Source organism: Dysgonomonas gadei ATCC BAA-286, from assembly GCF_000213555.1.
GTDB classification, from domain to species: domain Bacteria; phylum Bacteroidota; class Bacteroidia; order Bacteroidales; family Dysgonomonadaceae; genus Dysgonomonas; species Dysgonomonas gadei.
The window spans coordinates 154,992-180,673 of record NZ_GL891984.1 but is presented as its reverse complement, the minus strand read 5'-3'; the positions used below and the strand labels follow the sequence as shown (position 1 = coordinate 180,673).

Sequence of the window (25,682 nt, the reverse complement as noted above, 5' to 3'; positions counted from 1 at the left end):
TCAACCTTCTATTTATAGATCGGGCCATATGTATTACATGCCCTATAATCAGAACCCTCGGGATCAGAACCAAAGGCACTCCATGCCGATGGACGGAATATCTTATCCTCATCCACATTATGCATACAGACAGGGATAGAACACATGGAAGCAAGTGAAATCAGATCTGCTCCGATATGCCCGTAACTGATAGCTCCATGATTGGCTCCCCAATAATTCATAACAGAGTACACATCTTTAAAATGGCCTTGTCCGGTAAGTCTGGGCACAAAGAATGTAGACGGCCAGGTTTTATCTGTACGCTGATCAATAACATTAAATATTTCTTCCGGGAATGTAGCTGTCCATCCTTCTGCTATCTGAATAACAGGCCCTTGTCCTTTCACCAGATTAATGCGGCACATTGTAACAGGCATTCCGGCTTTTGACAAAAGCTTGGAAGAATAACCACCTCCACGGAAATATTCTAAGGAAGAAGGCCCCCACTTTGTCGCTTTAAGCATAGCGTTTACTTCCTCTTCGTCTATTTCCCAGAAAGGTTTCATTACAGGTTTACCATATTTGGTTTGCTCTCCTGTAGCATCCAAAGTACATGCTCCGGAATTGATGAGGTGGATAGCCCCATTCTCCAACAGGCCGTCCGGTTTCCAGCCTGTAACCCTTTCCAGAGCTGCAGGACTCCAATATGTTCTTACATCTGCAAATATCTGAGCCGTATTTGTTAATAATTTACCAAATAACATTGATATCCCGTTCAGATGATCATCCTCTGTCGCAAATGTAAAAGGTTCCCGTATGCCATTCCAGTCAAAAGATGTATTAAGAATTGCTTCAGAAAAATCACCGTTCGGAAGAAAATCTGTCCACTGGCGCTGTCCCTGGAATCCTCCGGCAATAGCGTTGTGCCCCATTGCTTCTTCTCCAAATCCCATATCCCATAACTTATCATTGCCTATCATCAGATCGCGCATGATTAAAGTCATCTTCACTACAAATTCCCAGTCTTGGTCTTTCTGCTCACGTGAACGCCGGATTGTTTCAGGATTATGATCCGGTAATTCATTCACAACACAGTTTTTCTTGGTCCAGGCCAGTGCTTTTTCAAATTCATCTTTATCATATATCTCCTGCTGAATCCTCCGAAGCACTTCGGAACAATCTACATATTCGGTACGCATACCCAGATATTCCTGAAGAAAATCAGGGTTTACGATAGATCCACCTATCCCCATCGAGACAGATCCGATAGCCAAATAAGATTTCCCCCGCATGATGGCTACTGCAAGGCCTGCTTTGGCAAAACGTAACAATTTTTCCTGAACATCTTCAGGTATTACTGGATCACCCATATCCTGAACATCGCGTCCGTAAATTCCGAAAGTAGGGAGGCCTTTTTGCGTATGTGCGGCAAGAGCAGCAGCCAGATATACGGCACCCGGACGCTCAGTGCCGTTAAAGCCCCATATTGCTTTTGGTATCAAAGGGTTCATATCTATTGTTTCTGATCCATAACACCAGCATGCTGTTACGGAGAGGGAAACTCCAACATTTTCCCTTTCAAATTTCTCTGCACAGTCAGCCGCTTCTTTAACACCGCCGATACATGTATCCGCGATAATGCATTGCACAGGTGATCCATCTGGATAGCGAAGATTCGTGCTATAAAATTCAGCAACCCTTTTTGCCATATTCATCACTGTATCTTCTAAAGACTCACGGATACCTCTCCTGCGCCCATCAATAATAGGGCGAATCCCAATTTTTGGATAGTTCGTTTTTTTCATTTTTTACTTTTTTAATATTACTTTTTCTTTATTGTTTCTCAAGGGTCAGAATATCGAAGTGAAATTTCGATCCCTTCTCTGTTTTTTTCACTTTAATTGAAATAGAATTTGTATGTCTGGTGAGGGTGAATATCCCTAACTCTGCATTCTCCATTTTTTCTTCAGTCTTACTGTACACATCTTCCCACGATTTTATCTGCTTTTGCCTGTTCCAGACTTCAAAAGCCCCTCCATCGGGAGTTTTATAATAGGTCAGCTTAATTTTATAGACACCTTCTGGCACTTCATCGAGCATAATGCGCACCATACCTTCATTTTCTGTATCGGCAATCAAACGATCTTTGTTTTCAACTTTCAGTCCATGACCAATCGACAGATTCATTAACTGTGGATAAAAAATATGTGTAGAAGGCTCATAGACTGTACGCAGTTCTTCGGTCGGTAACATACTACACTCAACAGGTTTTGATCCGTAATAGAATGCCAGAGATGTATAATCGACAGGAAATCTGTTTTGCTCAGGTCCATGTTCGATCGTAACCAGAAGGTTCTTATCGAATGTAACCTTATCCGTTATAAAAAAGCGATATCCTCCGGTGCGTGACATTGGCAAGGAATAATCGAGAGAGCCATGTATAGGCAAACTCACACCCCGATCCCATCTATCGAGTAAAGCATACCACCCTCCATTGTAGTAATCTTCCGACCCTGTACCATGCATCCTCAATTTACTATCGACCACAGTAGAATCATCTCCTTCGAAAAACAGAGTCATACCCGGGCGTAAGGCCTGAGCAATATGTATGATCCCTATATAATGCCCCCGATCTTTGATGTCTGCGAATAAATAGGGTTCGAATTCCTTTGGGTTGATCTCCCGGCGCCAGATACTATACAGGCGACCTTCTTTTTCGGGGTTCTGCGCGTCCTTTGTATAAAATACCCTGGCTTTTACTTCTACCTTCGATTGATTTATATCCTGCCTTTTTTCATATACAAGGCTCAGCCTCGCTTTTTTACTGTACGGCATAGGGATATATGAATAGTTGATTGACTGAAAAGAGCCCAGTAAAAGACTTTGCATGGCTGGCTTTCCGTATGCGTAGCCAAAGAAATCGGCGGCGGGACTGTAAATGGCAGGGGACTCATCATCATCCCACTGCGCCTTCAATATAATATCTTTATATTTACCTTCCAGAGCCGGGCCAAAATCCAATTCAATACCAGATATACGTCCTCCTTCATTGGCTGAGAAAAAAGGAAAAGTTTCTCCCGGAGCAATAAAAAATTCCTTTGTCTCTACCAACTGCTCTGCTTTGTCCAAGTTAGTTAAAGGTTTAACTTGACGGAGCCAAGAATTACAAGCCGTGTTCAGAGCCTCTTTTTGCTCTGTATTCCATATCATATTGAAAGACTCTGTTTGCGTATTCTCCGGATAAGGACGGTATTGTATCTGATGAAACATGATCTTTTCACCGCAAAATACTATTTTACATGATTTTGTAAATTGAATAGGTACATAACAATAGTACCCTCCTATTTCATTTCCGCAAACAGGATTAACAAAAGGAAAGATCTTTCCTGAAAATAAGTCTATAAAAGGAATACTGATACGTGGCGTTTTTTCGCCATCAATATAGAATTGTATTGTATCTGTAGTCGGTGTGGGCGTCCAAATACGATTTATAACGCCGGGTCCCTTGTAATCGGCTAAAACCAGATTCCCGTTTTCCTTGCGTAGATAGGAATATTTTCCCGAAAAACCATCATCATTATTCCCCGTACGGTCATAACTTGATTCTTGTTCAATTATACCGGTCCGGTATTGTGGCAATAATGCAAGATTGTATAACTGCTCCAATTCACTGATCAAGGTAATGCCACCTGCATTTTTCTTATTTTGCGAATAAGCAGAAAAAACAAGTAAAAATCCGAAAATAATAAAAATTAATTTTTTCATATTTAGTATATATTATCTGAATATCTCAATGCCAAATTTATCACGAATGCGATTATATGCCTCAGCAGCAGCCCCATTACCCCAATCATAAATAGTGAATTCTCCTATGCCTATTCCATCCTTACTTGTCCGGCCGTCATGCCCATAATTCTCCATCGTAAAGCCATAGTCTTTTTCATTGAAGAATGGCCAGACTCTTTCCCACTGCTCTTTGGCTAAAGGATTCTCAGGACAATACATCATTGAGAATGAAGCCCGGATTGCGGATAAACCCCGCTCATTGTATTCTTTTTTATTCAGCAGTTTTCCATATTGAAGAATCGTTTCGGCAAAAAGGCTTTGACGAGAATCATTCCATTCCCCGTCAGCATTCATTACACCAAATCCACCTACTGCATTTACATAAATATAGGGAGGTTGCCATACGGTTTGTGTCATAAGCATTTCATCTAGTGTACGCTGACCCAGTTTGAGATATTCCTTATTCTTAGTTATTCTATAGCTATCGAGAAGAGCTTCCGCTGTCCAGAAAATAGAAAAGTTACATTGTTTGTACATATTGTTCCTCTCTATTTTCTTTCCTATCCACTCCGGTGTTCCCAGACGGCAACATGACCAGTAAGTCTCAAAATCCTCCCAACGTCCGACAGGCACAATTTCCTTACATACAGCATCTATCGCTCTTAATGCAGATGAACGGTATTTTTCATTTTTAGTTAACTCGTACAGCTTGAGCAAGAAAGTAACGCTCATCGATGTCTCTGGCGAATCGTTAAGATATTCCATCGGTTCCAAAGTATCCAGATCGAGCCATCCTGGGAAGAAGCCTTTTGCATCCTGTTTTTGTAATAAGGCGTCTGCGTATTTCCGGGCATATTCCAGTAACCGTTCATCTTTTTCTAATTCTTCATACCAACGCAGCATCAGGATAGCAGTCCAACTCATATCCAGAATATGAAAAGGAGATTTCCGGGCATCCCAGGTGTATGGATTTCTATTGGAGTTTCCCCAATAATAAGTATCCCAGCCCTTCGAACGGTTATATTGTTTCCCTTCAGTTTCTACTGTTTCCATCTCTGTACCGATCAGACCATAGAAAAAACCTTCCTTCATAGGAGCGGCCAAAGCTAATTCTTTTGAGAGTAACGCCTTATTCAATAATCCCTTATTGCCTTTGCGACGGGCATAACGGTACAATCCACTTGCCGAACGCAAAGAACTAAACCATGCCTGATTCCATATCGACAGAAACTCCCTTTCGTTTACCTTGCCGGGGTAATTAGGACTTTGAGTTGTATTTACGATAAACACCGGAGCACCCACTTTCTTATCACCTAACATAAATTCTTGCCAAACGGCATCTTTCCATGTATTAAATGCCCAGTTATAAGTGTAATCAACATAAGGCTCCAAATCTCCTTTTATAGGATTTCCTTCTTCATACAGCTTCTCTCCCCAATTTGTCCAGAAAAACTTTAACGGTCTGCGAAAAGGATTTTCCAGATCTTCTTTATCCGCATATTTCATCAGATAAAAGCCGAATTCAACCCTCCCTTTAGGATATACAGCTCCTTCTTTGCGCTCATAGATAACATGTCCTGATACAAGTGTTTCACTCATACCTAATACAAGCTTATTTTCCGGAGCGATCATATCCATATACCATCGTGTAGGAGTGCCATTTTTCATAATATTGATATCCGGTATTACAGCCAATCCTTGCTTGTTATCGGTCACTATCATAGCAGGACTACGAAAAACATGCTGATCGATAATATTCATATCTCCGGGAGTAATATGAGGGGCCCAATTAAAGTCTGGGATAAACGCAGGCTGTATCGTTAGTTGCCAGTCATCTTGCTTGATTTCGGCAGGCAAATCAAATATAAGCCTGACATGAACCAAGCCTTTGTCTATGTTCTTTATTTCCTGCTGCGGTTTAATCGAACCTAAACGATCAAACCTGATACTGTGAATTACGGCCTGAAATTCTTTTGGTAGTTTTCTTATCTCTAACAGCTCTTCACCTAATACCCTAACCGGAAAAAGAAGACTTGAAAAGAGAGACAGGAAACTAATTACTAACAAATAATATATTCGTTTATTCATACCTAATATATTGTGCCCCTTTTATAATTATTTCATTGAAAATGCATTGGTAATATCATCTATAGAAACTCCAAGCAGCTTTTCTGCAATTTCTGTTAAAAGAGCAGGATCTCCCACAAAATGGAATACATTATGATTATGTGTCTGAGACTGATTTGGCTTGAGGAAAGCGGCCGGAGAGCAACTCTCCACTTCCAGGAAAGGCCCCATGATACTGCCATCTTCAAGAGGCCCATCGTTATATGCATTCATAGCATCCCCAACAAGCGGATCTTTCGAAGGATTCCATTCCTGATTAAGATAAGTAGCACCTTTTTCCACATCGAAAGTAGTGATAGTCAACCTATTCAATTCAGGATCATAATTCCCGGCAATACCTTTCGTCCTGAATGAATTCAAGCCCAATTTTCCCCGCTGAGCGCCATCTGTCTTCAGGTAGATAGTCTCTTCTTTTACAGTTAATCTGTCAGTGGGAATTTCTCCGAAATAATCACTGGTCACGATTTTACCCATTGTTTTTTCATCACCCTTATTAAATGGTATAATAGTTACAGCTTTTGGCGCCGGAATAAACATATCCAATATCCATGTAGAAATTGTACCTGTAGCTTCAGTCCATTCAAAATCATTCTTATTAGTAATAATATTCCGGGTACTATATGCAACATATTTTACTTCCTCAGTTAACCGGATACCCAGCAGGGACTTTATTTGCTCTCCATCTAATAATTCGACAGTACGGTCTACATCTAATTTAAATTGCGTGCCAAGAAAGTTCTTTACCTCCAACCCTTTCTTCATTACAACTTTCTTTTCTGTAGCCGAAATCAATTCCCATGGTTCTGTATCAATAGGCTTAGGTGTATGCCAGTTATCATAGATCTGCTCCTTTCCCTTTTCGAAATAGACAGAGTATTTTCCACCTTCAGGCCCAAGCCAAAAACGATTTTCGCCTCCATAGCCATTCATATGTTCATCAGGAACAGCCAGTTCGAAAGCTTTATAACCAATAAAACCCATACTCCTGCCATTTGGCCCATCAACAGTACTGGTAAATACTTTTGCCTGATATTTGGGAGAGATGATTACCTGAGCATCATTATCCCCTTTCAGTATTACCAAACTGTCTTTTCCAGACAAATAATTCAGATCGTATCCGAATGTTCCTTTTTCATAATTTTCCATAACGGTTTCTTTTCCCTTCTTGTTAGAATTAGCACAACTGAACAATAGGCCTAAAGCCAAAATCAGGGCTATAAATTGACTGATTTTAATCATATTATTATTTTTTTATATCTATTTGGTGATGTTTTCCCGAAACCAGACACTCTTGAATATCGATTTCTCCGTATTTAACCTCTACAAATGGCTTCCCATTTTTCAATCCCACATTTGCAAATCCGGTATTAGTAGAGAGAAAAGACACAAAATCATTCCCAATGCGGGAGTCGAAATAAATTGTCTTATCTACTGCATCGTAGCGGACACCGGTCAGTCCTTCCAATAGAGCATAACTCGCCATTGCACGGGCATACCACGCTCCGCATTCATACTCATTGAAAGGATTACGTATTTTTCCATTATAACGGTCACGGCATGTACGCACTATTTCCAAACCTTTCTCTACTTCGCCCTCGAACATCAGATGTGCAGCAACCTGATATTCAATACCTGTCCATACCTCATCACTATATACAAACGGGAGTTGAAGTTTACCTCCTTTTGGCCAGGAGCAGAGAAGCAGGCCACCTTCGTTGCCCAATGCAAATGTTGGGCGTTGAGGATTGGCATGTTCGCGCAAATCATGTTTCAGGTTATATTTATGCACAGCATTCAAGTGACTCGTAACTTTCGTTTTATCTATTATCTCAGGCATTCCGCATACAAGAGACATCCATGAACCTAATATACCATCCGACAAACAGCCCTTGCCGTATTGATATTTAGGGCCTTCTGCTTCTAATATTTTAAGGGCTTCATCCGAATAGCCCGAATTAAATGCCTGTACTTTGGTCGGATCGTCCGCATTCAAACCTTTCCATTGTATATTCTGAATAAAATATTCGCCATCGAAAAGCTTTGTTTCCATATATATTTTACTCTTGTCCATCAGCGCTTCGTAACGTGAAATATCTTCTCCCAAATATTCCCCCATCAAACACATCGCCTGTAATGCTCCGGTATAGAAACTCGTAATCATACCATCAGCTCCCCAGAATTCGATATCATAGGTATTATGATGAGGCTCTTCTATCGCCCCTACTTCACGAGAGTCCCATGTCTTGATACAGTAGTCCATGCTTGCTTTTACGAAAGGGTATATTTCTTTGAGCCAGTTATTATCGCCGGATATACGCCATTCACGATAGATCTTCATGATACCACCGAGCTGTCCGTCCGCTGCCGAATGGAAATCGTGAATAACAGGACGTATAGGCAAATTGTTGCGGAATACCTGATGGCCTTCCTTATTTTGGCCTACGTAATATTCCGTTTCCCGCAATGTACGCTCCATTGCCGGAAACAAATGTGGCACTGCCTGCGCATAATTCCAAACATGTGTACAGGAACCATGACACGAACCCCAGGTATCTCCGCACCCTTCCCAGTTCCACATACGTCCATCGTACTGACGGAAGACTGTCGGAGATTTTAATATTGTAAGATTAGCAGCGACGGCTTCAATCACTTCCGCAGGAAGCGTACTATTATAAAAAGCTTCTGTAAATAGTTTGGTCTTTGATTTTAGATCATTATAGTTTTTAAGCCAGTAGGCAGAAACTTCTTTTATGTTTTCAAATTTATTACTATACCATGGACGGTAATTCCCATCCCCTTTATTATCACAAGGATAGCATTTCGTTGTACTATCTGTGCATTCAGGGATATTTGGATAGTCCGATCCGAATTTAGGATCTCCACCTATGCGCAGATTAGAGTAAGGTACATACCAGGCCATATAGAGTCTCACTGTTTTAACTTCTCCGGGTTCTAGTTTCACGGGAACAAATAATGATGCTCCGGTAGCTCCCTCTAATTCGGGCGGATTGCTTTCTATTATTCCTGTAGCTAAATTATTCCAACAAATAGTCAGTGGGTCAAACCAGCCTCCTCTGAACCAGTTATGATTTACCTTAGTTTCAGGATTATCAGTAAATATAGCAAACTCACCCTGATGAAAAGACTCATCCCCCGTTCCGGACTGATATAGAATGAAACCATTCTCGTGTGATTTTATGCAAGAGGTACCTTTCCCGTTTATATACATAAAATTGCGTGTATTGTAGGAAAAGATCGCTTCAATGACAGTATCTCCTGTATTTTTGAATTCATATTCCAATCCCCCTACCGGCAGACTTGAGTTATCAGCATCTGTGGGGATAAACGGATTCCACGCGTTTATCTTTATATCCACAGGCATTTGATCGTCTTTCAACTCTATTTCGGCAAATGGGAAACGAGCGGTAAAAGTATTTTCCTTATAACGGGGCAGTCCCCATGTCCCACCCCCTCCTAAAGCAGAGAGTGGCATCCCGAACTTTTTCCAGTCAGGAACCTGGCCTTCTAAGATTTTGGTTGTATTGTTGACATCTTTTATATGAAGCGCCGCAAACATTGCAGGTTCATGAAAAACCTCTGGACGGTGCCGCAGCGACATATTTGATATCGCGCCACTTCCTTCGATACAGAACATCCCTGTTCCCATTCCCCCTATCGGGAAGGCAATCCGGTTTGTATAATCTCCTGTATATTTTTCATTATAGATCCGGGGTTGTTCCCTATTGCTTTTATGAGTACAGCAAATAAGAGATGTCAGCCCAATCACAGCCATACATAACAGGCTATGGTGTACTTTTTTCATAGATACAGTCTCGTTAAATTAAGGATGACGAATACACCTTTATAATAATAAGGTATCAAAAGACATTGAGAGTAGTTTATAATAAGCCTTCAGGGCTTATACGTTTTCGTTTTCTTACTTATTATCTTAAGAGAGACAAAGAAATATCTTATAAATATATTCCCGAACAGAATCTAAAGGGGGAGAATAAGACCGATATCCCCCTTTAGATAAATAACCTAAATTATTAATTAACCTCTAAATCCTGCCAACCCGGGAATTTCGGGAATTTAGCATGTGGTTCACCTTGATACCAAAAAACGACTGAAGATATATCCGATTTTTGAGGCAAATAACGTCCGCCTACTCTCCAACCCAAATCTTGAATTGTTATTTTGAGATCTTTTTCGAAACGCACAGGATCCGCTATATGCCATCTGTACATACCGAAGCGTTGTTGCGAACGGTAAGTCCCATCGGGACGAATAACCTGATGTAATCCTGCATAAGCTGTACAAAACTCTTTATACTGTCCTTCACGGTCAAAGTTGTAAGATCCACAGAAATAATCTTCTGCGCCGGTACCACAAATAGTAGGATATTTAGTATCTCCATCCATAAAGAATTTGATTTCTCCTTCACCCCACCATCCATTATTATGTACTCCCTGGGCCATATATGTACCCACGTAATGTCCTTTTCCCTTAACCCCGTCAATCATTGTATAATCTGAGGTTTCATTATAATGTGTGCGACGGAATTGTGCGTGGAAATATCCTGCATCAGCCGGAACATCAGTCAGTGTATAGTCGACTTGATAATAAAGTACCATTGCATCTTCCGGATTGACATTTTCCATTGTGATCTTACATTTCTTACGGAAAGGCATTGTCCAGTAACAATTGAATGCACTTCCCGGATTAACGCATATGGCCAATGAATTTAGAGGAGCATAAACACCCCATCCCATGCCAAAAAAGTCTCCGACAGGACATTCTACCGATGGTTCTTTTTCATCGTCCCAATAAAAGCGCAGGATAGAAAAACGCCAGTTGCCTGTAGGTGTCATCCAAATATGCTGGATTGCTCCAGGGCCTTCAATCTCAGCTAATGTAAATGTTTCGCCGGGTGCTATATGGACATACGGATTAACTTTCCATGTTTGCCCGAGGTCTCGGGCAGCATGGTGTGCATTCGCTACATTTCGTTTATCTCCCTGCATAGCCGGATCGGCCATTCCTCCTTTACCCTTCTCTCCTGTAAAATTTTCCGGACTGATAGAACGTGTTTTTGCATTAGATAGCCGATGCAGATTACTCATATCCACACCAAGACCGTTAAACCCTTCTTGCGAGAATAAAAGCTGCGTTATAAAAAAAAGACTAATTAGAAAACAAATTTTTTTCATGGTATTTTATTTTTAGATAATAATTGAAAGTTCGGTCTAATTTTTCACCGGTTTATAGCCATGCAGACCAAAATATAAAATAAATAAGAAGCATGCGAGCGGGATAAAGAAACCGATAGCCATATTTTCTTCACCTAGCGCACCCATTATAATCGGAGAAAACGCTCCTCCTGCTACGGCCATAGTTAAGAATGACGCAGCACGTTTTGTGTACTCACCCATTTTCACAAGCCCCAATGCATAAATCGTAGGAAACATAATAGACATGAAGAAGAAATTTATATAAAGGGCATATAAAGATATTTTTCCTAAAGAAAGAATAACCAGAACCATTGATATAGTACACATTAATGCATAAAGAGACAAAATATGCTGAGGTTTGAATTTTGCCATAATAAAACTCCCCGACAGTCTGCCAATCATAAATAAAAGCATGCCTCCGAATGACAACAATTGGGTAGCCTCTATTTTTGTTATGCTATGATCCTGCTCCATCACATAATTGATAAAAAAACCAAATATTCCCGATTGCGCCATCATATATGCGACCAAGGCCGCTATCGCCAGCACAAAATGCCGATGTTGAAACAAAGGCAGAGTTTTATCATGTCCGGTTTCGGAAACTTTCTGAACAGCTTCGTCGTCGGACTCCTGTATATCCGGAAGTTTGACAAAAAAGAACAATACTGTAATAACGAGCGTACAAATACCAAGCAGAATATAAGGCTTTGTTAAAGCTAAGGTATCCCCTTCTTCTGCACCGAAAATAAGAGCACCTCCAATAAGTGGGCCAAGAATCCAGCCTAATCCATTTAGCGACTGGGACAAGTTGAGCCGCTGTGCACCTCGCTCTTTAGGACCTAAAACTGTTGAATAAGGATTTGCCGCTGTTTCAAGAAAACACAACCCGCATGCAACGACAAACAGGGCTATAAAAAATGGATTAGCCGAATGAAGATAGGCCGCCGGAAGAAAAGAAAAGGACCCCACGGCGTAAATCAACAAGCCAAATATAATCCCCTTTTTATATCCAAAACGACGCATGAACATCCCTGCGGGAACACTCATAAGACCATATGCTATATAGGTAGAAAATTGGACAAACCCCGATTGGGCCTTAGTCATAGTAAACGCTTCCTGAAAATGCTTATTCAAAACATCAAGTAGTCCATGAGCAATTCCCCACATTAAAAACAGACTACTAACCAGAATAAAAGGGATTAAATAACTCCCTCCGCCAGGTGAGGCAAACAATGATAATTTCTTTTTTTTGTGTTTTTCCATTATAGTATTATTAATAAAAAGTGCTTATACGTTTAACTAAAAATAAAAAAAAATTATCTTTTTTTTTATTTTCATTAATTTTCCCCGGGGACTACGATATTTGTTTGTAGTGTCACGCTTTCAACAATCTTATATTTTGGATTCTCTATATATTTGAATAATATATCCAGAGTCCTTTCCCCCAATTCCTTCACAGGCTGCTCTATACAAGTAATATCTATATCTGCAAAAATATACTCATCAGGATTATCTATACTTACATACTTCAAATCGCGATAATTTTTAAACTCCCTCAAGGCAATTAACGACTGTACCCCTACCCTGTTCGTCGCAAAAACAACAGAATCAACCTTTTTGGCCATTAGCGCAGCTATAGCCTGCTTTACATTTTCTTCAAAATTCTCGAATGAAACAGAACGAACAAGATCATTATCGACAAGAACACCATTCATCTCTAAAGCTTTCGCATAGCCTTCATATCTCTTCTTTATATTTGGCAGGTTAATATTATAAGCCATAAAACCAATACGCTTGCAACCTTGCTCTAATAGAATATTAGTCAACTGAAAAGAAGCCCCTATATTATCAATCTGAATAGAACTTACGGGCAAACCTTCGATACCTCTGTCCACTGAAACTACCGGCACCTTACGCTTCACAAGTTCCATCATAGCTTTTTCACTATCTTGAGGCGGCACAACAATTATACCATCGACATTTTTCTCTATAAAAAGATGAATAAGGCCCTCAAATTTAGCACTTGACTCATCAGAGCTACCAAACATAACCTGATACCCCTTTACCTCCGCAATATTTTCAATATGCCTGGCCAGTTTCGCAAAGAAAGGATTGGATATATCGGCAACTATCAGACCAAGGGTTTTTGTTTTCCCAGTCCGCAAACTTCTTGCAGCCATATTAGGCCTATAGTTCATTTCAATTGCAGTCTGTCGAACTTTCTCAGCGACTTCTTTCCCAATACGGGAGTCTTTATCTTTTTCATTCAAGACCAAAGAGACCGTAGCACTGGACACTCCTAATTTTTCTGCAATATCTTTTATAGAAACTCTAGCCATAGTATATTATCCTAATCAATTCCACCGGGTTTTACACTCTTAAATAGACTAATTACAACAACCCATGATGCAAACGTAATATTATTAAATCGTTTTAGCAAATTTATTTATTGTTTTTTTTAACGGACTATAAATTTTAACATTTAACATAATTATAAAATAAATAAACATGTAGCTTAATCCATAACTTCTATACATTAAATATTAAACAGAAGAAATAAATATCTCTCGCGATAAACACGCAAACAACTATATACAAGCAATATAACAACAAAATAAATCCCAAAAATAAGAATAACTATCACTCTAAACCTGAATTACATATAGTCTATAACGAAAATATTATACTCACCCCCGTATTTATTTTCAATTATTTTATACATTTGTTCAAGTTAATCGTTTTATTAAAACTAGAAATATTATGAAGAATATAATTAACATTGCTTTATTCTGCCTATTACCATTATTATCAAAAACACAGCCTGCAAATCTTAAATTCGAAAATCTGGCAACTCCCGATACTGGCAAAATATGGATACAACCATGTCAAGGAAGGCCGGCAATGGCAATATGGGGACACACAAATGGCCTTTCTGTCGCGATTCCCCAATTAAACATTATGCCCAGAGGACTAATTAGAATCTTCACGCCCTATTTAAACCATGACCGACACGTAGTCACAAACTTTATAGCAATGGAGCCTGTACCTTCAGGACAAGAACAACGGGGACTCTCGGAACTGGAGATGAGTAGTTGGGATCCCGACATCAGAGGTAAACGCTTCTGGAGTTCAGATAATGCAAATCAAACCTCCGGCAGTAATGAAATATTTCCGGCAAGAGGAATTATTGAAAAAGAGAATGGCATAGAAACGTTAAGCGTCTACATTTTTTCAGAGCCATTCGATAATGGGGCAAAAGTATATGTCCGGTTGCGTTTTTTTCAGAATCGCCCCTATGAATTTGAGCTGACAAGCTATACTTATGAAAACTCAATTGAGCTGAATAACTTTATTCTCACCGCCACTATGGGAAATAAGGCCCGCCTGAGGACACTGTATCTCGACAAATATGAAAAGAGTTCTGCCGACATATGGCCTTATTACACAGATGATGCTTTTACTCCACACACCTTCTTTCCATTAAAGGACATGATACAAGATGCTAAAGGATTTGCCTACTTTATAGCAGCTCCAAACGAGAAGGACCCCTCTACTGCTATTTATGCAGAAGGCACACATCAACATTGGAAATATACCGGAAAAGTAGCTACACAATATTGGATAAGTACAAATCCGAGTAAAGAAACACAAGGAATTGTCAATGGGCGCTATACGTACTGGGCAAGTAAATCACCAATTCCGGGAGGAATTTCATTTGAAAATTTTGAAATAAAGGAGCCTTTCAAAAATGGAAACCGATATATATTTGGTATTACACCTGAATCTCCTTTGGACTTTATTAAAAAAGTACGCGAGGACAATTAATCGTATTTGGAATCTTCAATACCCCATTCAGTATATCATAACCATCAGCATATTCATGTTCATAGGTATCTCAATAAAAGTCCACCATTATTGGGACAAAAAAATTAATCTCTCTCCCTGTTTCTTTCCATCGTGCGTATACGCTCTCTACGCAATAACTGGAGTTTTTTCCCCTTGCGGATAAACCGTGTGGTATAAGCATTGTTTTGCATGAGTATGTTATTAACCAAGACTGTTATTGTCATTAACCAATCAGGCTTACATGATGGTTTTCTCTATGACGGCAGGTTTCCTTTCTCTTACCTGAATAAGCAGTACCCAAAAGAAATATCACGCTGCCATATGATTATTATATCAGATTTATATGTACTTTTATCCGTGACATAAGAATCTTATAACTAAATGAAAAAGACACTTCTCATCCTACTTTGTATTATATACAATACAACAGGGTACATATATTCCAAAAATGAAATAGACTCTCTTCTTAGAGTTCTGGATAAAACTATCTCCGAACGCCCTACATATATGAAGGAAAAGATACTAAGAATAGAGCGTCTTAAATTAAAATTAAACAATAGTCTTCCTCTGAATAAAACATTTAGCATAAATGAAGATATTATCGCCGAATACGAATCTTTTGCTTGTGATTCCGCTATTGCATACATTGATAAAAATATAGAAATAGCTAAAAAATTAAACAATAAAGATTTTTTATCTCAAAGCAAACTGAAGCTTTCTTTTGTACTGTCCTTGTCCGGTTCATTCACTCAGGCTCTGGAAGAATTAAACAGCATAGATTATAAAGAACTGCCTACGCATCTGAAATCCATGTATTGCTGGACATATATACGATACTACGAAAACCTTATAAAATATACCGACGATCCTCAATATGAGAAAAAGTATCAGACAGAGAAAATGCATTACAGGGATACAGTCATGTCCTATCTTGGGGTAGGGACAGATATGTATGTAAAGGAGGAAGCGTTTAAGCTTCAGGATGAAGGTCGCTACAATGAGGCTCAGCAGATACTATCCGATATATTTTCCAAACAGGAACTTCGGACACACAACTATGCAATGTCTGCAATGAGTCTGGCATTGGTTAATAAATATCTGAAAAATAGCGAACTGGAAGAAAAGTATCTTATTCTGGCTGCAATAACAGATACTCAGCTTGCCGTGAAAGAAAACGAGGCGCTTTTGGCATTGGCTATAAACCTATATAACAAAGGTGATGTAAATAGAGCATATAATTATATAAGAGCGGCTCTCGATGATGCAAACTTCTATAACTCCCGTTTCAGGAATACGATGATTGCACGCGTACAGCCTATTATAGAAGATACATACCTGAACAAAATAGAACAGCAGAAGAAAAACCTGAAAGCGTATGCTGTTATTATCAGCTTGTTTGTTATTGTACTGGCAATCGCTTTATTCTTCATATACAAGCAGATAAAAATAGTATCCCGGGCAAGGAAAAACCTGAAGGCTATGAATGAAAAGTTGGCCAGTATCAACCAGAAACTGGACGAAGCAAGCCTTATAAAAGAGAAATATATCGGTTACTTTATGAATCAATGTGCCGTATATATTGACAAACTGGATGATTACAGGAAAAATGTAAACCGTAAGATAAAAGCAGGCCAGATAGACGAATTGTACAATATGACTGCTTCCACCCGCAGTTTTGAAAAAGACGTGGAGGAACTTTACACCACCTTCGATAAAGCATTCTTTAAGATATATCCCAACTTTGTGGAAGAATTCAATGCCTTACTCAGAAAAGAAGAGCGTTACAAACTGGAGAAAGAACAATTAAATACCGAGCTCCGGATTTTTGCCCTGATAAGATTGGGCATAACGGATGTCAACCAGATAGCCGTCTTCTTACGTTATTCCATTCAGACGATCTATAATTATAAAAGTAAAATAAAAGGAAAGGCTATAGTAGAAAGCGAAAGTTTTGAAGAAGAAGTGAAGAAAATAGGAGCTTTTTCTCTCAAAGAAGGTTCTATCTGATTTACCAAAACAAATAAAAATTAAATTGATAAATTATTGACACACAATACTTTCATCATATTTTAATCTAAAAATAACTTACTTAAAGGCTTACTTCGAACAGGGGTGAGCTTTTTTTGTAAATATATTTGTATATAGCTTCACGAAGCGGTATTATGTTAACCATATAAGTATAACTTAAAAACTAAAATTTAATACGGATGAAAAATATACTTGCCATCGTAATCTTTTTCACTTCACTATGTTTTTGCACAATCTCAAGTGCACAGAACGTCACTCCTTTCAAAGATGGAGAAAGAGTAGTATTTCTGGGAAACAGTATCACTCACGCCGGCCACTATCACTCATACATATGGCTTTATTATATGACTCATTTTCCTGAAATGAGGATTAAGATAATGAATTCCGGAATCGGAGGCGACAGGGCCATTGACATGGTAAAACGGCTGGACGGTGATGTCTTCAGTAAGAATCCTACAGTCATAATAGCTACTTTCGGCATGAACGACTCGGGTTACTTCGAATACAATGGAGATCAACCCGAAAAATTTGCGGACGAAAAGGTCAAAGAATCTTATGACGCTTATAAACAGATGGAAGCCAGGTTCAAAAATCTGGAAACCGCGAAGGTTGTACTCATGGGCAGTTCTCCTTACGACGAAACTGCTGTTATAGAAGGGAACACTCCTTTCAAGAATAAGAATAAGGCAATGCTCAGGATAGTCGATTTCCAACGCGAATCGGCAAAAAATAACGGATGGGAATTCTTCGATCTCAACGGGCCTATGACTGCCATCAATCAGCAATTCCAACAAAAAGACCCTAAGTTTACCCTTTGCGGGACCGACCGCATCCATCCCGATAATGACGGGCATATGGTAATGGCCTACCTGTTCCTCAAAGAGCAGGGATTTGCAGGTAAGGATGTTGCTGACATAAATATAGATGGCTCAAAGATGAACGTCGTATCTTCTTCGAACTGCGAAATTACCAACCTGAAAAAAACATCGACAGGAATTACATTCGACTATCTCGCAAAATCATTGCCATACCCGATGGATACAATATCCCGCGGATGGGGATATAAGAAAAGCCAGGCCGAAGTGGTAAAATCAGTTCCGTTTATTGATGAAATGAACAGAGAAATGCTGTCTGTAAAAGGACTGAAAGGAAATTATAAACTAATGATAGATGAGGAAAATATAGGAACATGGTCGGCGAAAGAACTGGCAGAGGGCATCAACCTTGCCACACTTACCAATACGCCACAGTACCAACAGGCTCTCAAGGTTATGTTTCTGAATGAAGAACGCTGGGAGATAGAGTGCCGTTTTCGTGAATACGCATGGGTGCGGTTCAATTTTTTCCTGAACAAAGGCATAACCGATCCGAATACCAGGGAAGCTATCAAGGTACTGGATAAATATAAAGGTAGCGATGGCTGGCTTAACGGCAGGCGCGATCTTTATTCGAAGGCAATGTATCCCGAAGTAAGACAGGCATGGCAGGATGAAATGGATTTACTTCTTTCAGCCATTTATGAAGTAAATACGCCTGTGAAAAGAAAGATAAATCTTGTACGCGTAAACTAAGACTGTGAATTGAATATTAATTGTAAGTAAGAAAAAAAATCAGAGAGTAATTATATTAAAACCACTTCACTTACGCTTGAATGAGAACTATAATCTAAATTCAAGCGGAGGGTGAAGAACACCCGGAGTAAAGGACTTCGACAATTTCATAAACCAACGTATTCGAAAAATAAACCCAAAATTGATATATGAAGCGGATTTTTGCTTTTGTACTGATATCTGTATCTATACTCGGAAGAGTATCTTCCCAGCAGCAGGCATACTTTGTCGACGGCTACCATGGCGGTGTCTACGGGCATTACCCGATGTGGGTAACCCAGTTTATGACAGATAAACTGTCCCAATACCCCGAGTGGCGCATCGGGCTCGAAATAGAACCTGAGACGTGGGATACAGTGAAAGTAAAAGAGCCTGTTGCATATAACAATTTCAGAAATATCGTAACGGATAAAAGAATCGAGTTTACGAATCCTAGCTATGCCCAACCCTATTTATACAACATATCAGGGGAAAGTATCATACGTCAGTTCGAATATGGAATTAAGAAGATACATCAACATTTCCCGGATGTGACTTTTACAACATATTCTGTAGAGGAACCCTGTTTTACAAGCAGTTTGCCACAAATCCTGAAATCGTTCGGATTCAAATATGCCGTACTTAAATGTCCGAATACCTGCTGGGGCGGATATACGGCAGCCTATGGCGGTGAACTGATTAACTGGGTAGGGCCTGACGGGACTGCAATCCTTACTGTGCCGCGCTATGCCTGCGAAGAATTGGAAGAAAACTCCACATGGCAAACCACGGCATGGGGTAACTCTGAAGCCTATCTCAAGGCATGCTTCGACTATGGAATAGAAAATCCTGTCGGGATGTGTTATCAGGATGCAGGATGGAAGAACGGGCCGTGGATCGGTCACGGAAATAAGATAAGGAACAACTCCGTATACGTGACATGGAAAGAGTATATAGAAGGTAAGTCGGTGGGTAGTACCTCTGATAATCTACACTTTTCACAGGAAAATATGCATATTAATCTGATGTGGGGAAGTCAGGTTCTTCAGAAGATTGCACAGGAAGTACGCATATCCGAAAATAAAATTGTGATGTCCGAAAAAATAGCAGCTATGGCAACTATCGAGAATAATTATACCCCGTTGGAAACATCGTTGGATGAAGCATGGCGTACCCTGATGTTGGCGCAACATCACGACTCATGGATAGTGCCTTACAACCGTCTGCATAAAAATCGCACATGGGCGCAGGAAATCACCCTGTGGACAAGCAAAACAAATAAGATTTCGGATAATATCATCAAAGAGGCTGTCAAAACATATGATTCCGAAAACGGATCACTTTCCCGTAACTTGTCTTTTGTAAAAGTATACAATACACTGGCTACAAAAAGGTCGGAGTTAGTAACCGTAAGTCTGCCCGCTACCCGTGTCAGGCAGGGATTAGCGGTATATGATTCGAAGAAAAAAAGAATTTCTTCCAGCTTCCGCTATGAGGGAGATTCTATCTGTCTCACTTTCACAGCTGAGGTGCCTTCTTTTGGTTATGCAACATACAGTTTACAGGATGAGAAACCAAATAAGGAAACATATTCTTCTGTAAAAAATAATCCGAAAGGCGATTATATATTGGAAAACGATATGTATAAAATCGTTATCGACGCTGCAAAGGGAGGAACAATAAAAAGCCTGATAGCAAAAAAAGAGAAGAACAAGGAATATATCGATGCTGCCAACCAATATTGCTTCGGGGAATTGAGAGGTCATTTCTATGAGGAAGGAAAATATTACTCCACTGCCGACTCTCGGGCAAAAGTAACTGTATTGGAAGACAATGGTCTCAGAACCATCGTGAAAATAGAAGGGAGTATTTCTTCCCACCCTTTCACGCAGATTATTACACTGAATAGTGGGCAGAAACGTATCGATTTCGATCTGACGGTAGATTGGAAGAGCAATGTTGGCATAGGTGAATACAAACAAGGTAGTAACTGGCGCGATAACAGGAGGGCATATGTAGACGACAGGTTCAAATTGAATATAATGTTCCCTGTCGGCTTATCTTCACCCAAATTGTATAAAAACGCTCCTTTCGATGTATGTGAAAGCAATCTAAAAAATACATTCTTCAATACATGGGACAGCATAAAGCACAATATAATACTTAACTGGGTAGACCTCGTCGATAAGGACGAAACATACGGCTTTACCCTTTTATCAGACCATACAACCTCTTATGCCTTTGGAGAGAATTATCCGTTAAGCCTCACCGCACAGTACTCAGGCATCGGACTATGGGGGATGGATTATAAAATAACCGCGCCACTGAAAATGAAATATGCTATCATTCCGCATACGGGAAAATGGGAAGAATCTCATGTATCGACCGAAAGCAACAAGTGGAATGAACCGTTAGTAGTTTCGCTTCTTGATAAAACTGCGACAGAGGACAAATCCTATTTCGACATAGGTAACTCAGGCTATGAGGTAACTGCATTTAAGGCTCACGGGGACGATCTTATCATCAGGCTGTTCAATGCCGAAGGAAATACTTCCGTACAGAAACTGAAGTTCGGATTTCCCGTATCATCAGTGGAAGAAGTTGATTTAAGAGGGAATATAATCACAGAAAATGCAATTGACAAAAACAGTATATCGCTGTCAATACCCCATTTCGGGATTAAGACATTATTAATAAAAAGATAAGATAGGAAAATAATTGAAATGATTGATACTATGCTAAAGATGACAACAGCACTTATAACGGTTCTTTGCCTGACGATAACGGGATGCACCACGGAAGTCAAAACAAAAAGTTCTGCCCCTTCCGATTATGTCAATCCGTTTATCGGAGCCAGTACCAGTGTCGGTGCTGCCGGAGTTTACCACGGACTGGGAAAAACATTTCCCGGCGCGGCCACACCATATGGAATGGTTCAGGTTAACCCCAATACGATAACAGGAGGAGACAATTCGCCGGGTTACAGTTACGAACATAAAACTATCGAAGGTTTTGCGTTCACACAAATGAGCGGTGTGGGTTGGTTCGGCGATCTGGGAAATTTCCTTGTAATGCCTACCACCGGTGACTTGAAGATAATTGCGGGTAAAGAAGACGGGAGCATAAGGGGATACCGTTCGCTGTACGATAAGAAGACCGAAACCGCCAAAGCAGGATACTATTCGGTAAACCTGACCGATTATAATATCCGGGTAGAAGCCACGGCTGCACCGCATAGCGGAATGTTACGATTTACATTCCCCGAACATAAACGGTCGCGCATACAAATAGACCTGGCTCGAAGAGTTGGCGGGACATCTACATATCAATATGTAAAAGTAGTCAACGACAGCACTATACAAGGATGGATGAAGTGTACGCCGGATGGCGGCGGATGGGGTGATGGAGAAGGCAATACTGATTATACTGTGTTTTTCTATGCGCAATTCAGCCGTCCGTTGAACAAGTACGGCTTCTGGAGCGCCGATATACCCGACAACTGGAAACGTAAACTCAAAGATGTTACAAGCATCCCTTATCTGAAAAGGGTATCGGAAGCTAAAATTATCAAAGACGTTAAGGAGCTGGAAGGCAAACATCTGGGATTCTTTACCGAGTTCGATACGAAAAGAGATGAGGAGGTGACTCTGAAAGTGGGAATATCTTTTGTCAATATGGATGGTGCCGGCAAGAACTTCGAAGCGGAAATAGCAGATAAGAATTTCGACCTTGTCCGCAACGAGGCAAAAGCAAGCTGGGATAGGGAATTGGGCAAAATAAATATTACGGGAGGAACCGACGATCAGAAAACAATTTTCTACACATCCCTTTATCACACAATGATAGATCCGCGCATATATACCGATGTAGACGGACGTTACACCGGTGGTGATAACCGGATATACAGCGATTCTACATTCACGAAACGCACCATATTCAGCGGATGGGATGTATTCCGCAGCCAGTTCCCTTTGCAAACCATTATTAACCCCGAAGTGGTAAACGATCAGTTGAACTCACTTATCACCCTTGCCGAACAAAGCGGACGCGAATATTACGAGCGCTGGGAAATCATGAACGCATACTCGGGCTGTATGATCGGGAATCCTGCCTTATCGGTTCTGGCAGATGCTTATGTGAAGGGTATCCGCAATTATGATATAGACAAAGCCTACAAGTATGCAGTGAATACATCGAAAAAATATGGCAATGACACCCTCGGCTATACAGCTTCGTCACTCAGCATATCCCATACACTCGAGTATGCTTATGCCGATTGGTGTATATCCCGTATTGCCAGCAAAATGGGTAATAGCGACGATGAAAAACTGTTTTTGGAAAAAGGTCAGGCTTACAGGAATATCTTCGATAAGGAAAAGGGTTGGTTCCGCCCGCGGAAGGCAGACGGCTCTTGGGAAGAATGGCCTGAGAATGCGCTGTTTAAAGAATGGTACGGTTGCATAGAATCTAATTCTTACCAGCAGGGGTGGTTTGTGCCTCACGATATTCCGGGTATGGTAGAATTGATGGGAGGGGAGGATAAGGTCGTTACCAATCTTACCAATCTCTTTGAAAAGACTCCCGACAATTTTTTGTGGAACGATTATTATAATCACGCCAACGAACCCGTACATCATATTCCTTTCCTGTTCAACCGCCTGAGACGACCCTGGCTTACACAAAAATGGACCCGTCACATATGCGATAAAGCCTATGCCAACAAAGTGGAAGGCATAGTGGGTAATGAAGATGTGGGCCAAATGTCGGCCTGGTATGTGCTTGCCGCTTCCGGAATACATCCTGTGTGCCCGGGAGACACACGTATGGAGATAACAAGCCCCGTATTCGACAAGATAGAATATAAGCTGGATTCGAAATACTTTAAGGGAGGGAAGTTTACCATAATAGCACACAATAATTCACCTGAAAATATATACATACAAAAAGCTTTGCTGAATGGAAAAGAATACAGAAACTGTTATATAGATTTTTCAATTATTGCAGACGGAGCCACATTAGAATTATTCATGAGTAACAAACCAAACAAAGACTGGGGTATATGAAATTTGAAGAAGTTTAGAAATATAATGCGGAGTAAATCACAAATACACTTTCTTATGGAATGAAAATAGCGGCTATAAGGGGATCATAATTTGATATATCCAAACAATGTTGATTGATCGACAGCTAGAGTTTTCCGGGTATTTAAATAGAAAGTTTTTATTAACCTAATACATTAATATGTATGAAAAACATTTTATATTTATTATTAACGTTAACAGTCGTATGGGGATGTTTTTCCTCCTGTAACGACAAAGGGTTTCTCGACGAAACCGTAACGACAGACCTTAATTACAATAGGGTTTTTTCCGACAGTGCGCTTACCGAGGGCTTTCTGGCCGAAATCTATCGGGATGTGGGTTTTGACGTGAAAGGTAATCGTTTCAGTACTGTATCGGATCAATTGGGCGGTCTTCAGACTGCATGCGACGAAGCCGAATTCAGGATGTCTTCGGACGGTATAGCCGATGTGCAGTTTGCTTCAGGGACTGTCAATCCGGTAATTATAACCGATGACGCGTGGAAGATACCTTACCAGAATATCAGGAGGGTAAATATCTTCTTTAAAGGGATTGAGCAGGCTCCCCTGCTAGGTTCCCGTAAGGCTCGCCTCAAAGCCGAAGCCCGTTTTTTGAGAGCATGGTACTATCATATTATGGTCAGGCATTACGGGGGCGTGCCTTTAATCGGCGACACCATCTACGCTGACGGAGATAAACCGAAAGATACCCGCGATACATTCGAAGACTGCGTAAATTATATTGTTAAAGAATGTGAGACCGCCGCTACTGAAACCAATCTGCCCGTAAAACCTACGGGATCATACTATGGGCATGTGGGAAGAGGCGCCTGCAGGGCTTTGATCGCCCGCATAAAACTATTGGCCGCCAGTCCTCTTTATAACGGGAACAGCGATATAGTTGCCGGAACAAACGTTCCTGCCGAATTGGTCGGATATCCCGAGTATAGTAAGATGCGATGGAAAGAAGCTATGGATGCTGCAAACAACGTAATCTCTTTAGGGCAATACGGTTTGTATGTATTGCACATGGATCCTTTCAACAACAATAATCCCGATTCGGGACATGGTTTCTATGCTCTGTTCCAATCATTAAAAGACGAATATAAGCCCTCATCCCTCGTTGAATCAATACTCGATGACCGCAGCCTTGGCCGGGTAGCAAGAGAAAGCTGGTTTCAGCCTCCATCCCGTGGCGCTGCAAAGAGTGGATTTATCTATCAGAATCTGGTAGATGCGTTCCCGATGAAAAACGGAAAGCCAATCAGCGATCCGGCTTCAGGATATGATCCAAATAATCCATATGCAAACCGCGACCCGAGGTTCAATAATACCGTGGCCCACGACCAGACAATGATCGCATTAGCACCTAACAATAACCCCGACCCGATAAATGTTTATCGCAAAGCCGATGGTTCATCCAGTGGAAAAGACGCCGTGCATCAGGGTACGCCTACTGGCTATTATATCAACAAAATGGTCAGCCGTCATTTGGCAGCCAATGCTGTGCATGGTGAAAATGAGGCAACTCCTATCTTACGCTATGCCGAAATTTACATGGCCTATGCCGAAGCTATGAACGAATATGAGATGGGTGATGGCAACGGATCTCAACTAGTATCGCCAACTGATAAGACATACGAGGTACTGAAAGCGATCAGGGCACGAGCTGGAATAGAAGCCGGCGCTGACGGAATGTATGGGTTAAAACCGGATATGACACGGCTGGAAATGCGTCAGGCCATCCGTGACGAAAGACGGATCGAATTTGCTATAGAAGGCCATCGCTTTTTTGATGTAAGACGTTGGAAAATAGCTGAACAAACAGACAGCCAGATGATGACAGGTATGGAAGTCCGGCTGACAGCTGATGGAGGTAAGTCGTATACACGTTTCAATGTACGTCAACGTGTGTTCAGGAAGGCAATGTATTTCTGGCCTATCCCATATAAGGAAACCTCCAAGTCTCCCAACCTGATCCAAAATCCTAATTATTAAGATTAAACCTTTTTTCTA

At 40.5% G+C, this 25,682-nt stretch carries 14 protein-coding genes; 6 read left to right on the top strand and 8 right to left on the bottom strand.

Features of this window, described 5'->3' with window-relative positions; all coding sequences use genetic code 11:
* Nucleotides 1-8 precede the first annotated feature (8 nt).
* From HMPREF9455_RS12175 to HMPREF9455_RS12140, 8 genes are all read right to left on the bottom strand, one after another.
* Entirely contained in the window at nt 9-1,784 is a 1,776-nt protein-coding gene (locus tag HMPREF9455_RS12175; RefSeq protein ID WP_006800003.1) for an L-fucose isomerase, read from the bottom strand.
* Between the two features lie 28 nt (nt 1,785-1,812).
* On the bottom strand, nt 1,813-3,744 hold the full coding sequence (locus tag HMPREF9455_RS12170; protein WP_006800002.1) for a glycoside hydrolase family 172 protein: 1,932 nt from the start codon (nt 3,742-3,744) through the stop codon (nt 1,813-1,815).
* A 12-nt stretch (nt 3,745-3,756) separates the two neighbouring features.
* Nucleotides 3,757-5,853 carry a hypothetical protein gene (locus HMPREF9455_RS12165; RefSeq protein ID WP_044216157.1) on the bottom strand — a complete coding sequence of 699 codons (2,097 nt, stop codon included), beginning with the start codon at nt 5,851-5,853 and terminating at the stop codon, nt 3,757-3,759.
* A 27-nt stretch (nt 5,854-5,880) separates the two neighbouring features.
* The gene (locus HMPREF9455_RS12160) at nt 5,881-7,131 is read right to left on the bottom strand and encodes a DUF6786 family protein (protein ID WP_006800000.1); all 1,251 of its coding nucleotides are present in this window, start codon (nt 7,129-7,131) and stop codon (nt 5,881-5,883) included.
* A 4-nt stretch (nt 7,132-7,135) separates the two neighbouring features.
* Nucleotides 7,136-9,715, bottom strand: a complete 2,580-nt coding sequence (locus tag HMPREF9455_RS12155) for a GH116 family glycosyl hydrolase (RefSeq protein ID WP_006799999.1) — start codon at nt 9,713-9,715, stop codon at nt 7,136-7,138.
* Between the two features lie 226 nt (nt 9,716-9,941).
* Nucleotides 9,942-11,102, bottom strand: coding sequence for a glycoside hydrolase family 172 protein (locus HMPREF9455_RS12150; protein WP_006799998.1), 1,161 nt, complete (start codon nt 11,100-11,102; stop codon nt 9,942-9,944).
* 36 nt (nt 11,103-11,138) lie between these two features.
* Nucleotides 11,139-12,386 carry a sugar MFS transporter gene (locus tag HMPREF9455_RS12145; protein WP_006799997.1) on the bottom strand — a complete coding sequence of 416 codons (1,248 nt, stop codon included), beginning with the start codon at nt 12,384-12,386 and terminating at the stop codon, nt 11,139-11,141.
* 74 nt (nt 12,387-12,460) lie between these two features.
* The gene (locus tag HMPREF9455_RS12140) at nt 12,461-13,462 is read right to left on the bottom strand and encodes a LacI family DNA-binding transcriptional regulator (RefSeq protein ID WP_006799996.1); all 1,002 of its coding nucleotides are present in this window, start codon (nt 13,460-13,462) and stop codon (nt 12,461-12,463) included.
* A gap of 421 nt (nt 13,463-13,883) precedes the next feature.
* Here HMPREF9455_RS12140 and HMPREF9455_RS12135 point away from each other — a divergent pair, with 421 nt between their 5' ends.
* From HMPREF9455_RS12135 to HMPREF9455_RS12110, 6 genes are all read left to right on the top strand, one after another.
* Nucleotides 13,884-14,948: a hypothetical protein gene (locus tag HMPREF9455_RS12135; RefSeq protein ID WP_006799995.1), complete on the top strand. Its 1,065-nt coding sequence runs from the start codon at nt 13,884-13,886 to the stop codon at nt 14,946-14,948.
* A gap of 402 nt (nt 14,949-15,350) precedes the next feature.
* Nucleotides 15,351-16,976: a DUF6377 domain-containing protein gene (locus tag HMPREF9455_RS12130; RefSeq protein WP_006799994.1), complete on the top strand. Its 1,626-nt coding sequence runs from the start codon at nt 15,351-15,353 to the stop codon at nt 16,974-16,976.
* A gap of 200 nt (nt 16,977-17,176) precedes the next feature.
* On the top strand, nt 17,177-18,568 hold the full coding sequence (locus HMPREF9455_RS12125; protein WP_006799993.1) for an SGNH/GDSL hydrolase family protein: 1,392 nt from the start codon (nt 17,177-17,179) through the stop codon (nt 18,566-18,568).
* 188 nt (nt 18,569-18,756) lie between these two features.
* Nucleotides 18,757-21,291 carry a glycoside hydrolase family 38 C-terminal domain-containing protein gene (locus HMPREF9455_RS12120; RefSeq protein ID WP_006799992.1) on the top strand — a complete coding sequence of 845 codons (2,535 nt, stop codon included), beginning with the start codon at nt 18,757-18,759 and terminating at the stop codon, nt 21,289-21,291.
* 30 nt (nt 21,292-21,321) lie between these two features.
* A complete protein-coding gene (locus HMPREF9455_RS12115; protein ID WP_044216203.1) occupies nt 21,322-23,649 on the top strand; it encodes a GH92 family glycosyl hydrolase in 2,328 nt (775 codons plus the stop codon).
* Nucleotides 23,650-23,831: 182 nt separating this feature from the next.
* Entirely contained in the window at nt 23,832-25,664 is a 1,833-nt protein-coding gene (locus tag HMPREF9455_RS12110; RefSeq protein WP_006799990.1) for a RagB/SusD family nutrient uptake outer membrane protein, read from the top strand.
* Nucleotides 25,665-25,682: the final 18 nt, after the last annotated feature.

Excerpts from the sequence above, each read along its gene's own strand:
- HMPREF9455_RS12175 (WP_006800003.1), bottom strand. The coding sequence starts at position 1,784 with ATGAAAAAAACGAACTATCCAAAAATTGGGATTCGCCCTATTATTGAT.
- HMPREF9455_RS12170 (WP_006800002.1), bottom strand. The coding sequence starts at position 3,744 with ATGAAAAAATTAATTTTTATTATTTTCGGATTTTTACTTGTTTTTTCT.
- HMPREF9455_RS12165 (WP_044216157.1), bottom strand. The coding sequence starts at position 5,853 with ATGAATAAACGAATATATTATTTGTTAGTAATTAGTTTCCTGTCTCTC.
- HMPREF9455_RS12160 (WP_006800000.1), bottom strand. The coding sequence starts at position 7,131 with ATGATTAAAATCAGTCAATTTATAGCCCTGATTTTGGCTTTAGGCCTA.
- HMPREF9455_RS12155 (WP_006799999.1), bottom strand. The coding sequence starts at position 9,715 with ATGAAAAAAGTACACCATAGCCTGTTATGTATGGCTGTGATTGGGCTG.
- HMPREF9455_RS12150 (WP_006799998.1), bottom strand. The coding sequence starts at position 11,102 with ATGAAAAAAATTTGTTTTCTAATTAGTCTTTTTTTTATAACGCAGCTT.
- HMPREF9455_RS12145 (WP_006799997.1), bottom strand. The coding sequence starts at position 12,386 with ATGGAAAAACACAAAAAAAAGAAATTATCATTGTTTGCCTCACCTGGC.
- HMPREF9455_RS12140 (WP_006799996.1), bottom strand. The coding sequence starts at position 13,462 with ATGGCTAGAGTTTCTATAAAAGATATTGCAGAAAAATTAGGAGTGTCC.
- HMPREF9455_RS12135 (WP_006799995.1), top strand. The coding sequence starts at position 13,884 with ATGAAGAATATAATTAACATTGCTTTATTCTGCCTATTACCATTATTA.
- HMPREF9455_RS12130 (WP_006799994.1), top strand. The coding sequence starts at position 15,351 with ATGAAAAAGACACTTCTCATCCTACTTTGTATTATATACAATACAACA.
- HMPREF9455_RS12125 (WP_006799993.1), top strand. The coding sequence starts at position 17,177 with ATGAAAAATATACTTGCCATCGTAATCTTTTTCACTTCACTATGTTTT.
- HMPREF9455_RS12120 (WP_006799992.1), top strand. The coding sequence starts at position 18,757 with ATGAAGCGGATTTTTGCTTTTGTACTGATATCTGTATCTATACTCGGA.
- HMPREF9455_RS12115 (WP_044216203.1), top strand. The coding sequence starts at position 21,322 with ATGCTAAAGATGACAACAGCACTTATAACGGTTCTTTGCCTGACGATA.
- HMPREF9455_RS12110 (WP_006799990.1), top strand. The coding sequence starts at position 23,832 with ATGAAAAACATTTTATATTTATTATTAACGTTAACAGTCGTATGGGGA.